The following is a 13,758-nucleotide window of genomic DNA, read 5'->3' as shown; positions in this document are numbered from 1 at the left end:
GAATCGGAGATTGCGTTGACGGAGAAGATGATGAAGACCACCAACGTCACGGCGCAGTGAATCGCGGTGCACCGAACGTGGAGGACAACATGCGGGTGGTCAATGTTCGCCTCGCGGCCATGAACAGCCATCCGCGGTAGATGCCAGAAGGCAGCGGCTCGACGCCGCTATTGACCCGACGCTGACGCTGAAAGCAACATGACTTCGCCTATCGACACCCTCCTTCAAGGAGGGGGCGAATGAGGCCAGCACCAGGCATCCTGTGAGGGCCCAAGATGCCCTTCAGGTATCGCCTCTTGCTCAGCGCCTGGCTGAGCGCAGTTCCCTTCCTCTTGTGTCTCTCGAAGCATCCGAACGCCCAGTCCCCCAAGGCCAGACAGCCCCGCTGGTGACCTCGCCGGCTCTTGACCTACCCCCGGTCTACCCTGTCTATTTGCGTCTGCTCGTCGCCGCGGCGGCTGCAGAAGGCATTGACGCTGGCGTTTGTCTGAGCCCATTCGGTCTCGACGAGGCCCAACTGGCCCGAAGTGATGTCCCGGTTTCGCTGGCAGCCTGGCGTGGCGTCATGTTGAGTCTCGAACGGGTGGCACCGCGTCCGGGCTTGGCCATGCGACTGGGCCGGCGGGTGCCGCTGCTTTCGCATGGCCCCTTGGCTTACCTGATGGCGAGCTCGCTCGACCTGCGCCAAGCGCTGGAGGGATTGACACGTTTCGGGCCGCTTCGACTGGCTGTGTTGAATCTTCGCTTGCGCGAGCGTGGCCAGCATATCGAGTTGCACGTACGTCCCCGAGTATCGTTGGGCGACGTCGAGGGCTTCACCCTGGAATTCCTGTTGGCCATGCTGTGCAAGTCCATTCAGGACTTGTGTGGCGGTTCCTGTCAGGCCATGAAGCTTCATCTGCCGGACTCGATGTCACGCGCTACGGGCGCCTGGGCCGAACAGGGCATCTCCGTCGCGAAATGCGCGGGCTGGCCATTCATGTCGTTTCCCGATTCTCTGGTCGCAGTGGCACTGCCCGCGGCCTCGGGACCGGACCATGAGCGCGCGTGGCGAGCCTGTGAAGAAGCCGAACGAGAGCAAGGCTGGTCAGCGTCCCTCAGCTCACGCATCGAGCAACTCTTTCGGACCGGTCCACCATCCAACTACAAATTGGACGAGATCGCCAAGCATCTGGGCGTTTCGCGCCGGACAGTCATGCGCCGCCTGATTCAGGAGGGATCCAGTTTCAGCGCACTGGTCGACGCCAGCCGCAAGCAGCGACTGCTGCGCCGGATGGCAGACCGGCCGCCGACCCGAGATGCGCGCCCGCTCACCTTGGGCGAGATCGCCGAAGACCTCGGCTACGCCGATGGGGCCGTCCTCAGCCGGGCGGTGCAACGCTGGTTCGGCATCAGTCCCCGCGACTTGCAGCTCTGGGTCGACGCCGGACTTGCAACATTCGCACAACCAAGCCCCGGCTTGTCACCAAAAGCAAAGATGCTGGCACCGGATGTCATGGGGCGCCGAAGGCGTCGCCCCTAAAGTTCCCGGGAGCGGTCGATCAACAGCATGACCGCGCTTTACGAACGATCTCTGGAGACGAAACGATGAGAAGAAAGGCCGCCTGGATAGGCTGCATGGTGCTGGCACTGCTCGCCGGCTGTGGTGGGGGCAATTCCGCTCCCCCTTCCGCATCGCAATCGAGCGAAACACCAACTTCCCCTGCCGCGCCGAACTCACCCTCCGGGCCGGCGGCGCCCACTGAGCCTCCCAATGCCTTGTTTGAGGTCGGCGCGGCGACGGTCAGCATCGCGCCCGACACGCCGGTGAACGTCGGCGGCTACTCCGACAAGAGCAAGCCGGCGATTCAGGTCAGCAACGACCCGCTCGAGGTGCGCGCCTTCGTGGTGGCCAAGGGCGACAAGGCAGTGGCCTTCGCGGTCGTGGACAGCACCGGGTGGTTCGGCGAGTACCAGGACGCCGATGCCGGGCTCGGGCAGTTCGGCGCGCGCGTGGACGCCGCGCAGAAGCTGGCCGATCGCGGTTTCAAGGTCGACCGCTCGGCGGTGATGGTCTCGACGACTCACTCGCACGCGACGCCGACCCTGGTGGGCATCTGGGGCCTTATGGGCACCCCGAATCGGGACTACCTCAAGAAGGTTCACGATGCGGTGGTACAGGCCGTGGACCTCGCCGCTTCCAACCTCAAGACATCGGAACTCTGGACCGCGAACGGCAACATCGATGCAATGGTCTGGCAGAACGGCGGGGGCACGAACCATGTGGACGGCTTCGCAGTGGATGCCAGGATGCCCGTCCTCTGGGCGCGCGATCCGAAGACAGGTGCCACCAACGCGCTCTATGTCAGCATTCCGACTCACCCGGACCAGTTCCGACCCTTCAACGGGGCGATCACACAGGGTTTCTCCGCCGATGTGCCTGGCTATGTCCGCAAGCAGATGGACGACACCATCGGTGGCACCAGTGTCGTCGGCTCGGGAACCCTTGGCCGCCAGGAACCGCCCGGCAAGAACCCCGACTATGCCGAGGTGAGTTATCAGGGAGAGTACCTCCTCAATGCTTTGCACCTGGCTATGGCGCAGGCCGCCCCCTTGAAGACCGACACGATCGGAAGCTCGGAGACGTTGTCCACCAGCATCACCGTAGGTAGCTCCGCCGGCAACCAGGGCCTGCTCAGCCTGATGAAGTACAACGCCCCGTCAGCTGGCCTGGGCGGACCCAATTGCAATGCGGCACTTGGCGGCACCTGCTCGGTTCCGCGCGCACTGGTGGCGCCTTGGTGTAACGGCAATTGCGCTGTCAGCGGCAGCGGATCCACATCGCTCGGGACCTACACGACTGCGCTGCGGATCGGTCCGCTTCTCTACATCAGCAACCCTGGCGAGGCCTTCCCCGAGGTCAACGAAACGGTACGCGACGAGGTGCTTGACGCGCAATCCGTCAATGTCGTCGGACTGGCGGGCGACTTCCTTGGCTACTACTGGTCGCCCAGCGACTACACCTCGCTGCAGTTCACCTCGAGCGACTTTGAGAGATACAACGTCGGTCCCGACCTGGCCCAGATCACCGCAGATGGCGCCCATGCCAACGCGGCCGCGCTCGGCTTCAAGGTCAAGCCAGCCAAGGATGTGGTGAAGGCCTTCTACGACAGTTCCATGGTCGACCTGCCGGGGATTCAGTTTTACTCGACCCGGATCGCGACGACACCGGCCAGCATCAGCTTCTATGGCTCGACGTCGCAACCCCAGAGCAACTACAAGAAGCCTGCCCATGTGCTGAGCATGATCGATTGGGACTTTGGGGACAGCTCCGGGGCCGTTACCTCGAACAGCTCGGATCGACTCGCTCACAACTTCACGACACCCGGGTCATACAAGGTCACTGCAAAGGTCACGGACATCAACACCGGCGGCTCCCGCTCCTGGAGCCAGACTTTGACGATCCACCAGCCTTTCTCCGTAGCGATCAACGCGGTTATCTCGGAGATGGATGCCAGCAAGGCCCAACTGAGCCTCGCTCCCGAGGGTGGCCAAGGCCGCCTGCTGGCCGCTCGCTGGACTTGCCCGGATGGAGAGAAGGTGGAGGGACTGATCGTTGCGTGCAAGAGGCCTCCACGCACCGGCATCGTCCAGGTCACTGCATGGGACGGGGCCGGCAATTCGGCGACCTCTCAGAGCCCTGTGCCATAGCGAGAGCGGTCTGTCGCGGCGCTGGCACGAACGCGCAGGAGACGTGCGTCCAGCGGCCGCAACATCACAAATTGGGATGACCGCAATTGGCCCGTTCAGTGACCTTGACAAGGTTCGCTCACAGGGACGCAGCCACGTCCGCAACCAGGTTGCGCAGCCAGACATGCGCGGGGTCGTGGCGATAGCGCACGTGCCAGGCCATCTGCATCGGAAAAGTGCCCAGATCGACCGGCGCCGGCAGCACCTTCAACCTCGAATCGCTGGCCAGACGCCGGCAAATCAACTTCGGCAGCGTCGCACAGTAGTCCGTGGCGGCCACGATTTCGGGGATCGACATGAAGTGGGTGACTGTCACCGCGACGTCCCTCTTGAGCCCTCCCCGCTCCAGCGCCTGGAACAGCCCCGCGCGCAGGCGTCCGCCCGCCGGCAGCAGGTTCACGTGCTTCATCCGCTCGTATTGCGCCTTGGTGATCTTCGTGCCGACCTTTGGATGGTCGGCACGCACCACGCAGGCCAGGCCGTCATCCGCAATGTGTTGCACGACCAGGTTGTCAGGCGCGTCGGTGATGCGGCCGAGCGCCATCGCCGTCGTTCCGGAAACGACCCCCGTTGCAGCAATGTCGGCGCCGAAGGGCAATGTGCGCAGGCGAATGCCCGGAGCGAGCTCGCGCAGCCGCGCCGTCAGGGCGGGCACGAACACGAATTCCACATAGCTGTTCGGCGCGATCGTGACCAGTTGATCGGCGCGGGACGGGTCGAAGGCCTGCTGGCCGAGCACCACCGTGTCCAGCGCAGCCAGTGCCGATGTCAGCGCCGGTGCCAGCGCTTCAGCCTTCGGCGTGGGCCGCATGCCATAGCGCTCCCGGATGAACAGGGGGTCCTGCAGCATGGTGCGCAGGCGCGTCAACGCGTTGGACATCGCCGATTGGGTCATGCCCAGGCGATCCGCCGCGCGGGTCACGCTGCGCTCTTCCAGCAGGGCCACGAAGATGGGCAACAGGTTCAGGTCGTATCGCATCCAGAAATATTGTGATGGATAAATCTGGAATGGAGGAAATACATTGGATCAATTTCTTGCGGGTGCCCATCATTGCGCCATTCACAGGAGATCACCATGAAATTGAAGAGCCTTCTTCCCGGCAAGCTGGGATTCGGTACAGCCCCCTTGGGCAACATGTTTCGCGCGATTCCCGAGGAGGAAGCACGGGCCACCGTGGACGCCTCGTGGAATGACGGCATCCGCTTCTTCGACACCGCGCCGTTCTACGGCGCGGGCCTGGCGGAAGCCCGCCTGGGTGAGGCACTGGCGGTGCGCGATCGTGACGAGTTCGTCATCAGCACCAAAGTCGGTCGTCTGATCCTCGACGAGGTGGAAGACGTCACCGCGCGCGACCTCGGCGAGAAGGGCGATGTATTCAGGCATGGCCGCGCCAACCAGATCGTGAACGACTACTCGGAAGACGCGACCCTGCGCTCGATCGAAGACAGCCTGAAGCGCCTGAAGACGGATCGCATCGACATCGCCTGGGTGCACGATGTCGCCCAGGATTTCTACGGTGACGAGTGGCTCGGCGTGTTCGAGACGGCGCGCAAGGGCGCTTTCAAGGCGCTGGACCGGTTGCGCGACGAAGGCGTGATCCGTGCCTGGGGCCTGGGCGTGAACCGGGTGGAGCCGATCGAGCTGCTGCTGGGTCTTGAAGGACCTCGTCCGGATGGCTTCCTGCTCGCGGGCCGCTACACGCTGCTCGACCACTCGCGGGCGCTGCAGCGCGTGATGCCGCAAGTGGCGGCTCGCGGCCTTGGCATCGTCGTCGGCGGCCCCTACAGCTCCGGCGCGCTGGTCGGCGGACCGAACTTCGAATACGCGCCAGCCACGCAAGAGATCCTGACCAGGGTCCAGGCCATCAAGGCGATCGCGGATCGTCACGACGTGACGATGAAGGCTGCAGGGCTGCAGTTCGCCCTGGCGCATCCCGCAGTGGCCGCAGTCATCCCCGGGGCCAGCAGGCCGGGTCGCATCGCGGAGGACCGCGCCGCGCTTGAAGCGGTGGTGCCAGCGGACTTCTGGCGCGAGCTGCGACAGGCCGGTCTCGTGCAAACGGACGCGCCGCTGCCCCACGGGATCTGACCCCCGTACGCGCCACTCCTCAGGACACGGCGAACGGCATCGGCGCCTGCGCGGCTGGCGGTCAGACGATTGGCGGCGCTTGCGGCTTTTTTCAGGTCGCGGCCCGAACGCATGCCATGCGTCCGGATGCAGTTCGAAGCGTCAAGTCAGCCTGCCTGCATCTTCGCAAGGTCGAAAGGATGTCGAGCCAGCCTTCCCGTGGCTTGCAACTCTGCGAGCAGGCCGTCGGGCACAGGTATTCCTTCCCGGCGACGAAGCTCTTCGCTTGCCCCCTGCCGCTGACCGGGGTAGCGCGCATTTGGCCCCGACGCTTTCAGGAAGGTATGCAGCCATGCGCTGACGCTTTGGTTGAACGCCTGCTCTCCGATGGCGAGCGCCGGATTGATGACCACGAGGAATGCACTTGCGTTGGATGCGGAACCCTTGCCCTGTCCCCCTGGCGAGCCCTCAGGCGGCATCACGCCGTTCAAACTGCCGGCCAGGCACTCCACCAGCATGGCGAGGCCCATGCCTTTGTGGCCTGCAATGGGTTGCATCGCACCCTGCATGGCCAAGGCCGGATCACTGGTCGGCGCGCCATCAGGACCGAGCGCCCAATCGCCAGGAATCGCACCCCGTCCTTCGCGTGACGCCTGCATGACGTGGCCTCGCGCAACGACGCTGTGCGCCATGTCGAATACCAGCGGTGGGTGGCCTGCAAGGGGACATGCGAACGCGATGGGATTGTTGCCGATCGCAGGCCCGATCGACCCGGGCAAGGCCATGATGGGCGGTGTTCGCTGGCAGAGGATGGCAAGGAAGCCTTGCTCTGCGGCCGGCAGGACCAAGGTCCCCAGTGCGCCGAGGTGGCCCGTCGAATCGATGCGGCACGCCACCAGCGCGGAGGTCCGTGCCGCATGCATCGTGCGCTCGAGAGCGAAGGGAATCACCACTTGGCCGAGGCCGCCATCGCCGTGGCAATGCATCATGCCGTCGCGCGTCTCAAGGCCAATTGCAGGTCGGGCGTTGACTTCGCCGGACATCAGTTTCTCCACGTAAGCCGGCAGTCGCGAAAGACCGTGGGTATCGATGCCGCGGAGGCTGGTGCGAACGAGCACGTTTGCCGCAGTGTGCGCCGCATCGCCGGCCACGCCTTCATGGTCCAGAACGCCGATCGTCCATGCCAGAAGCTCTGCGTGATCGAATCTTGCAGGGGAGGCGAGCAGATTCATTGAGGTGCCCGCGCCCATGCCTCTGTCGAGCCGGTGATGGGTGCCGACTTGCCTTTCAACATGTCGTGCTCCAGTCTTGTTCAATCGCGGGCCGGAAGGACGGTGCCGCGGCACTCACCGAAACCGATGCGACGGAAGCCTTCGCGCTGGCAGTAAGCGCGCAGGATCACTGTGTCGCCGTCTTCCAGGAAGGTTCTCGTTTCACCGTTGGCCAACTCGACCGGCCGCTTGCCGCCATCGCTGAGTTCCAGCAGCGAGCCGCCTTGCCCTGCCTCTGGCCCGGACAAGGTGCCCGAGCCGAACAAGTCGCCCGCGCGCAGATTGCAGCCATTGACCGTGTGATGCGCCACCATCTGCGCCACGGTCCAGTAGGCGTCGGCATAGTTCGAACGCATCAGACGCTCGCCAGGCGAGCCGGCTTTCTGCATCGCGGGCGTCTGGAGCCAGACCTCCAGTTCGATGTCGATGGCGCCCATGGCGCGATTCGCAGGCGAGTCGAGGTAGGGCAGGGGTTGCGGGTCGCCTTCGGGCCGGGTGAATGCCTTGCGGTAGGGCGCAAGCGCCTCCAGCGTCACCATCCAGGGCGACAGCGTGCTTGCAAAGTTCTTCGACAGGAACGGCCCAAGCGGCTGGTATTCCCAACCCTGGATGTCGCGCGCACTCCAGTCGTTGAAGAGCGCGATGCCGAAGACGTGGTCTTCGGCGCTGGCCATCGGAATGCGTTCACCCAGGGTGTTGGGGCGCGAGATGAAGACGCCGATCTCGAGTTCGTAGTCCAGGCGGGCGCAAGGACCGAATGCGGGGATGTCGGAATTGGGCGCCTTCGTCTGACCAACCGGCCGCGCGAAGCTGTTGCCGCTGACACAGATCGACGATGCGCGGCCGTGATAGCCGATCGGCACCCACTTGTAGTTCGGCAGCAGCGGATTGTCCGGACGGAACTGCTTGCCCACCGTGGTGGCGTGGTGGACGCTCGTGTAGAAGTCGGTGTAGTCCCCGATTTCGCAGGGCAGGCCCATCTGTACATCGGCTTGCGCGATCAGGGCCGCACGAAATTGCTGCTCTTGCGGGCTTCCACGTCGCAATCCCCCGGAGATCGCCTGGCGGATTGCCTGGCGCGCGTCACGCGGCAGGCGCATCAACTGGTTGATCTGCGCGTTCTGCACGACGCCGGCGCGGCGCAAGTCCAGCACCTGGTCACCAATGGCCACGCCGATGCTCAAGGCGCCATCCTCCTCGCTCCGGTAGCGACCGAACGGCAGGTTCTGTATCGGGAAATCAGTGGCAGGGTCGTTGGCGGATTCGAGCCAGCTGGTCAATGCGGCATCGTGCGTGCCGTCGATGGATGTTGTCATGGTGGGCTTTCTGGCTGGATGCCTGTCAAGGCTTCGAAGGGTCGAAATGCTTCTGCAGGCCTTGCCAGCAGCGCCGAAGTCGCTCGCGATGCGCCCGTCGTCGATGCTCGAAGGGCGTGTGCATGGCGGACGGGCGAATGCGGTAGAGCCATGAGCGACGGTTGTCCGCACGCAAGGCGGTGAATGCGGTGCCGCCCAATTGCTCCGCGTAGAGACCGTAGGGGCAACGTTGGGGCGAGTTGCGGCCGATCGGCAAGGCGCCTTCCAGCGCTTCCGTCGCGAACTCGTTGTTGAAGCCGGACTGGTAGCGGGTCATGATCAGTGCGAGGTTGGTTCGGTGGAGAGTCCGTGGGTTCGCGGCCCGACCGGGCAGAGAGCGGACGTCAAGCGCGCCTGCTGCCCCGGGCCGGGTGCTGGAAGGCACGGTGCCCGTTGCTTCGCAGGCAGGGGTGTCATGTGGTCTGGAGAACCCCGCGGCGCACCTGATCGCGCTCGATCGACTGGAACAGCGCCTTGAAGTTGCCCTCGCCGAAGCCGTCGCTGTAGTCGCCCTTGCGCTGGATGAACTCGAAGAACACCGGACCGCCGAAGACAGTCTCCGAGAAGATCTGCAACAACAGTCGGGGTTGTCCGCCTTCGGTCGTGCCGTCGAGCAGGATGCCGCGAGCCTGCAGGTCCGACACCGACTCGCCATGGCCCGGCAAGCGCGTTTCCAGCATCTCGTAGTAGATGTCGTTCGGGGCGGTCAGCAGCGGAATGCCGGCCAAGCCGAGTTGGTCGATGGTCTCGAGGAGGTTGTCGCTCAGCAAGGCGATGTGCTGGATGCCTTCGCCATTGAACTTCATCAGGAACTCTTCGATCTGGCCCGACCCCTTGGACGATTCTTCATTGAGCGGAATGCGGATCTTGCCGTCCGGCGCCGTGAGCGCCTTCGACGTGAGCCCGGTGTATTCACCCTGGATGTCGAAGTAGCGGATCTCGCGGAAGTTGAAGAGCTTCTCGTAGAAGTTGGCCCAGAAGGTCATGCGGCCGCGGTAGACGTTGTGCGTCAGGTGGTCGATGACTTTCAAGCCATTGCCGGGCGGATGACGGTCCACGCCTTCCACGAATTCGAAGTCGATGTCGTAGATGGACTTGCCGTCCTCAAAGCGGTCGATGAGGTACAGCGGCGCACCGCCGATGCCCTTGATGGCCGGCAGGCGAAGTTCCATCGGGCCGGTCGCGATCTCGATGGGCTGCGCACCGAGTTCCAGCGCACGGGCGTAAGCCTTGTGCGAGTCCTTCACGCGGAACGCCATGCCGCAGGCCGCAGGGCCATGCTCGGCGGCAAAGTACGCGGCGGGGCTGTTCGGCTCGCGGTTCACGATGAAGTTGATGTCGCCCTGGCGGTAGAGAACCACGTCCTTGGAGCGGTGCTTGGCAACCAGCGTGAAGCCGAGCTTCTCGAAAAAGGGCTCCAGCGTGTTGGCAACGGGCGAAGCGAATTCAATGAACTCGAAGCCTTGCAGGCCCATGGGGTTGTCGAACAAGTCAGTCATGCGGATCTCCGGTCTTGGGGGTATCAGTCGATGCGCGCGAGGGTGCCGGTGTACTCGGCGGCGCGCTTTGCATAGTCGGCAGCGCTTTCCAGCAGGCGGGCGGCGTCGTCGGCCGTCAGTTGCCGCACGACCTTGGCAGGCGCGCCAAGGATCAACGAGCGCTCGGGAAAGACTTTCTTCTCCGTCACGATGGCGCCTGCGCCGACGATGCTTTGCTTGCCGATGACCGCGCCGTTCATCACGACGGCCTGGATGCCCACGAGCGATCCTTCGCCGATGGTGCAGCCGTGCAGCATCGCCTGGTGCCCGACGGTGACGTTGGCTTCGATGCGCAGCGGAAAACCCGGATCGGCATGCAGCACGGCGCCTTCCTGGATGTTGCTCGCTTCGCCGATGTGGATCGGCTCGTTGTCGCCGCGGACCACGGCCCCGAACCAGACGCTGGCCCGTTCGCCCAGCCTGACCTGGCCAACCAGGGTGGCTTCAGGCGCCACGAAGGCCGAGGCCGGGACTTGCGGCGCGTGCCCGCCGATTCGATAGAGCGCCATGGTCGTGGTCCTTCTTGCGTGCGGGCTGTTTATTCGACGGTAACGTTGGCCTTCTTGACCAAACGGGCATAGCGGTCTTGCTCGGTCTTGAAGAACTGCTGCGAAGCCTCGGGCGTCATCGGGTTGATGACGTTTTCCTGCTTGGCCATTGCGTCCTTGGTCTCCGGCGTCGCAAAGGCAGTGACGACGCCCGTGTAGAGGCGCTTGACCTCGGCAGGCGGCAACTTGGCCGGGCCGACGACGGCGAACCAACCGGAGATGTCCACATCCTTGAAGCCTTGCTCGGCCATCGTCGGCACGTCGGGCAGCGAAGCCACGCGCGACTTGCCCATGACGCCGATGGCGCGCAGTGCACCGCTCTTGAGTTGGCCCTGCACCGCAGGCACCGCGACCACGCCCATTTCGACCTGGCCGCCCAGGATGTCGGCCACCATGGGGCCCACGCCCTTGTAGGGAACATGGCGAACTTCGACACCGGCCGCATCCATGAACATCGCGCCGGCCAGATGCAGGATGGTGCCGTTGCCCGAAGACGCATAGTTGTACGTATCGGGCTTGGCGGCCTTGATCAAGGCCTGCAGTTCCTTGGCGTTCTTGGCCTGGACCTTGGGATTGACCACGAGGACAAAAGGCGTGGCACCCACCACCGAAATCACGGTGAAGTCGTTGACCGCGTCGAAGGGCATCTTCTTGAACACGCTCGGATTCACCACATGGTTGTTGGAGACGACGCCGATCGTTTGACCATCGGCCGGTGCACGCGCAATGACCGACGCACCGGTGATACCGCCAGCGCCCGGCAGGTTCTCGATCACGACCGGCTGGCCCTCCAGCGCCTTCGTCAGCGAAGGCGCGGTGGCCCGCATGATGGTGTCCACGCCCGATCCGGCGCCCACGGGCAGCACCACACGAAGAGGCTTGTCTTTTTCTGCCGCATGCGCGGATGCGGCGATGCCACAAAAGGCGACTGAAGCGAGGAGGGCAGCGATGCTGCGGCGTTGAATTGCGAAGGTCATTGTGTTGTCTCCAGATCTTGAAATGTAGTCAGGCGGGCACGCGGCTCTTCAGGCCGGCGAGGATCTCTTCCGTGTGTTCGCCAATGCCGGGCAAGGCGCTGCGAACACCGGGGCGGCGACCGCCCATCATCAGCGGCAGCAACACCACATCGGTCACGCCACCGTCTTCCGTCGTCATGGGAACGAGGCCGCCGCTTGCCTTGAGGTGCGGGTCCTCCACAAGCTGTTCGGGCCGCATGATGGGCGCGTACGGAATGCCCGCGGCCTCCAGCTTGGGCGAGAGTTCCTCGATGCGGTGATTCACCAGGATCTCGCCAAGCGTGGCGAGCAGTTGGGGCCGCACCGCCACGCGTGAGGCGTTGTCTGCAAAGCCGGGAACGCCCAGCAGATCGGTGCGCCCGAGCACCTTGCACAGCGTGACGAACTGCTTGTCGCTCACCGCGCCGATGAAGAGCTGCTGCCCTTCGGCCAGCGTGAACACGTCGTAGACGCTCCAGGCCGACACGCGAGAGGGCATGGGCGGCGGCGGCTCGCCGGTCATCTGGAACTGCTGCATGTGCTGCGAGCTGAGGAACACGCAGTTTTCGAACAGCGCGCTTTGCACCTCCTGGCCTTTGCCAGTCAGCTCCCGCTCGCGCAGTGCGGCCAGCACGCCGATGGCGCCGAACATGCCGCCCATGATGTCGTTGACCGAGGTGCCGGCGCGCAAGGGGCGGCCGACCGGGCCCGTCATGTACGACAGGCCGCCCATCATCTGGACGACTTCATCGAGGGCCAGACGCTTCTCGTAGGGGCCGGGCAGGAAGCCCTTGTGCGTGACGTAGATCAGGCGCGGGAACTTCTTCGACAGCGTCTCGTAGTCCAGGCCGAAACTTTCCATCAGGCCGGGGCGGAAGTTCTCGAGCACCACGTCGCATTCGCCGGCCAGTTCAGCGGCGGTCGCTCGGCCTTCCTCGGTGCCGATGTCGATCACGACGCTCTTCTTGTTGCGATTGAAGGAACGGAAGAAGCCGATGCCCAGCCCCGGCAGCTTGCGTGTCTTGTCGCCACCCGGAGGCTCGACCTTGATGACTTCGGCGCCGAGGTCGGCCAGGATCATGCCGCAGGTCGGGCCCATGACCATGTGGGTGAACTCGAGGACGCGGACGCCGGCGAGGGGCAGGGGAGCAGTGGTGGTTGTCATGAAGCTTGTCTCTGTTCGATTTCAGGCGGTGGCGAGGGATTGGCCGAAGGTCTTGGGCAGGCCGGCTTGCCAGAGCGAGCCGTGCAGCGTTTCGCCCTGCAGCCACTCGGCGACTTGCTTTCGCAAGGCCAACAGTTGCGCGATGTCGACGCCGGTCGCGATGCCCATGCTGCCGAGCATGTAGGCCAGGTCTTCGGTCGACACGTTGCCGCTTGCGCCCGGGGCGTGCGGGCAGCCGCCGATGCCGGCCAGGCAGGCGTCGAAGCGGTTCACGCCGACTTCCAGCGCCGCGTAGACGTTGGCCAGGCCGAGGCCGCGCGTGTCGTGGAAGTGGCCGCACCAGAAGCGATCGCCGGCGATCCGGATGGCCTCTTCGAACAGGTCGCGCACCATGCCCGGATCGGCGTAGCCGACGGTGTCCGCCATGCTGACGCGATCGGCGCCGGCGTCGAGCAACGCTTGCATCAGGCGCAGCACTTCGCTCTTTTCGACATGGCCTTGCAGCGTGCAACCGAAGGCGGTGCCGACGCCACCCTCGATGAGCGTCTTCGAGCCTTCGGCATCGCGTGCAGCGCGGATCCTGGCGACTTCGGCCACCACGTCGTCGGGGGTCTTGCGCAGGTTGGCCAGACTGTGGGTGTGGCTGGCCGATAGCGGCACGATCATCAGGTCTGCGCCAGCGTCGATCGCGCTTTGCGCGCCGCGCAGGTTGGGCACCAGCACCGAGACGAAGAGTTCGGGCAGGGTCTTGGCAAAGGCGACCAGTTCCGCCGTATCCGCCAGTTGCGGCAGGAGCCGCGCCGGCACGAAGGAGCCCACTTCGATTTCGCGCTGGCCGGCGGCATGGGCGGCGCGGATCCATTCGCGTTTTTGCTCGGTCGGCAGGATGGTGGCAATGCTCTGCAGGCCATCACGCAAGCCGACTTCGCGGATCACGGCGGTGCGCGGCAAGTGGGCGCTCGAAGGGGTCATGGGTTGTCTCCTGTTGGTCGCCGCGGTGTGCGACGCCATGGACATTGACTGTAGAGATTCCCATCCGTTTTCAAAAGCGGTAAATTGGAACGCTCAACGTTCCAAACGGGAACGGCT

Annotated in this window: 11 protein-coding genes and 1 pseudogene; 3 read left to right on the top strand and 9 right to left on the bottom strand. The window is 64.5% G+C overall.

Annotated features, from left to right (window positions below):
- Positions 1-262 precede the first annotated feature (262 nt).
- Entirely contained in the window at positions 263-1,522 is a 1,260-nt protein-coding gene (locus QTI66_RS16415) for an AraC family transcriptional regulator ligand-binding domain-containing protein (RefSeq protein ID WP_353506197.1), read from the top strand.
- Positions 1,523-1,617: 95 nt separating this feature from the next.
- Positions 1,618-3,690, top strand: coding sequence for a PKD domain-containing protein (locus QTI66_RS16410; RefSeq protein ID WP_286560863.1), 2,073 nt, complete (start codon positions 1,618-1,620; stop codon positions 3,688-3,690).
- 118 nt (positions 3,691-3,808) lie between these two features.
- Here QTI66_RS16410 and QTI66_RS16405 read toward each other — a convergent pair whose 3' ends face one another.
- Positions 3,809-4,708, bottom strand: a complete 900-nt coding sequence (locus QTI66_RS16405; protein WP_286560862.1) for a LysR family transcriptional regulator — start codon at positions 4,706-4,708, stop codon at positions 3,809-3,811.
- Between the two features lie 96 nt (positions 4,709-4,804).
- On the opposite strand from QTI66_RS16405, the gene QTI66_RS16400 reads away from it, so the two are divergent.
- A complete protein-coding gene (locus QTI66_RS16400) occupies positions 4,805-5,818 on the top strand; it encodes an aldo/keto reductase (RefSeq protein ID WP_286560861.1) in 1,014 nt (337 codons plus the stop codon).
- Between the two features lie 146 nt (positions 5,819-5,964).
- On the opposite strand, the gene QTI66_RS16395 is transcribed toward QTI66_RS16400, so the two are convergent.
- From QTI66_RS16395 to QTI66_RS16360, 8 genes and pseudogenes are all read right to left on the bottom strand, one after another.
- The gene (locus tag QTI66_RS16395; protein ID WP_286560860.1) at positions 5,965-7,029 is read right to left on the bottom strand and encodes an Ldh family oxidoreductase; all 1,065 of its coding nucleotides are present in this window, start codon (positions 7,027-7,029) and stop codon (positions 5,965-5,967) included.
- Positions 7,030-7,109: 80 nt separating this feature from the next.
- Positions 7,110-8,384, bottom strand: coding sequence for a fumarylacetoacetase (fahA, locus tag QTI66_RS16390; protein WP_286560858.1), 1,275 nt, complete (start codon positions 8,382-8,384; stop codon positions 7,110-7,112).
- 106 nt (positions 8,385-8,490) lie between these two features.
- Positions 8,491-8,700, bottom strand: a pseudogene (locus QTI66_RS16385) (homogentisate 1,2-dioxygenase); the annotation flags it as partial.
- A 136-nt stretch (positions 8,701-8,836) separates the two neighbouring features.
- Positions 8,837-9,922 carry a 4-hydroxyphenylpyruvate dioxygenase gene (gene hppD / locus QTI66_RS16380; protein WP_286560857.1) on the bottom strand — a complete coding sequence of 362 codons (1,086 nt, stop codon included), beginning with the start codon at positions 9,920-9,922 and terminating at the stop codon, positions 8,837-8,839.
- Between the two features lie 23 nt (positions 9,923-9,945).
- Entirely contained in the window at positions 9,946-10,470 is a 525-nt protein-coding gene (locus QTI66_RS16375) for a gamma carbonic anhydrase family protein (RefSeq protein WP_286560856.1), read from the bottom strand.
- Positions 10,471-10,499: 29 nt separating this feature from the next.
- Complete coding sequence (locus QTI66_RS16370) at positions 10,500-11,486, bottom strand: Bug family tripartite tricarboxylate transporter substrate binding protein (protein WP_286560855.1); 987 nt, start codon at positions 11,484-11,486, stop codon at positions 10,500-10,502.
- A gap of 28 nt (positions 11,487-11,514) precedes the next feature.
- Positions 11,515-12,669, bottom strand: coding sequence for a CaiB/BaiF CoA transferase family protein (locus tag QTI66_RS16365; RefSeq protein WP_286560854.1), 1,155 nt, complete (start codon positions 12,667-12,669; stop codon positions 11,515-11,517).
- A gap of 21 nt (positions 12,670-12,690) precedes the next feature.
- Positions 12,691-13,641, bottom strand: a complete 951-nt coding sequence (locus QTI66_RS16360) for a hydroxymethylglutaryl-CoA lyase (protein ID WP_286560853.1) — start codon at positions 13,639-13,641, stop codon at positions 12,691-12,693.
- Positions 13,642-13,758 lie beyond the last annotated feature (117 nt).

Source organism: Variovorax brevis (genome assembly GCF_030317105.1).
In the GTDB taxonomy this organism is placed as follows: domain Bacteria; phylum Pseudomonadota; class Gammaproteobacteria; order Burkholderiales; family Burkholderiaceae_C; genus Variovorax; species Variovorax brevis.
The sequence above is the reverse complement of the archived record's forward strand: the minus strand, read 5'-3'. Positions and strand labels throughout refer to the sequence as shown.